The sequence below is a fragment of the Methylobacterium sp. E-045 genome (genome assembly GCF_022829685.1).
GTDB lineage: Bacteria > Pseudomonadota > Alphaproteobacteria > Rhizobiales > Beijerinckiaceae > Methylobacterium.
The window spans coordinates 1-876 of record NZ_JAKSYE010000013.1 but is presented as its reverse complement, the minus strand read 5'-3'; the positions used below and the strand labels follow the sequence as shown (position 1 = coordinate 876).

At 70.1% G+C, this 876-nt stretch carries 1 protein-coding gene; it reads right to left on the bottom strand.

What is annotated here, in order from left to right:
- On the bottom strand, positions 1 to 824 hold an 824-nt coding region (locus MKK51_RS00685; RefSeq protein WP_243974364.1), incomplete at its 3' end, for a transposase.
- Positions 825 to 876: the final 52 nt, after the last annotated feature.

Here is an 876-nt window from a genome sequence, read left to right as displayed (position 1 = left end):
CAGGCGCTGGCATGCTCGCCGGTACCGTATCCCTTGTCGGCCACCACCGTCAGCGCAGCCAGGTCGAGGACCGTTTTCGTGGCATCGGCCATGGGGTGCAGCTGGCGCCGGTCGGTCGGCTCGTCGGTCACCGCATGATGAACGACCAGGCCGGTCTCGGCATCCACGACGCTCTGCACGTTGTAGGCGGGCGGTTTGGGTCCGGCGCCCTGGCCCATCGGCCGGGCATCCGCCTCGCCCTCGACCAGGGTCGTGCGGTCTTCCTCGTCCATGCGGGCCGCCAGCCGGTCGAGTTCGGCGCGTCGGGTCCGAAGCGCGGCGAGCGCTGCCGGCACCGCGCCCGGCTCATCGTCGGGCTCATCTGCATCGGCTTCGTCCAGTCCGGCGAGATAGGACGCGATCTTGCGGTCGAGGCGGGCAGCCTCCTCGGCGAGGCCGGCGCGGCCGATGACCTTCTTCGGACTGGCGACGGCGCGGAACTTCGAGCCGTCCAGCGCCACGAGCCTCGCGGTAAACAACCCCGCGTCCCGGCACAGCAACACGAAGGCGCGGGCGGCCCCGACGATCGCCGGCCCGTTGTCGCGCCGGAAGTCGGCGATCGTCTTGAAGTCCGGAGCCAGTCGCCGGAGCAACCACATGGCCTCGACATCGCGCCGACAGGTCCGCTCCAGACGCCGCGAGGAACGAACCTCGTTGAAGTAGCCCCAGACGGAGAGCTTCAGAAGATCACGCGGATCGTAGCCCGGGCGCCCCGTCGCAGCGGGAACCGAGCGGACAAAGCCGAGACCTGACAGGTCGAGCCCGTCGACAAAGGCGTCGATCACGCGGACGGCCGCCTCCGCCCCCACGTAATCTTCGACGCACGCCGGCATCAGC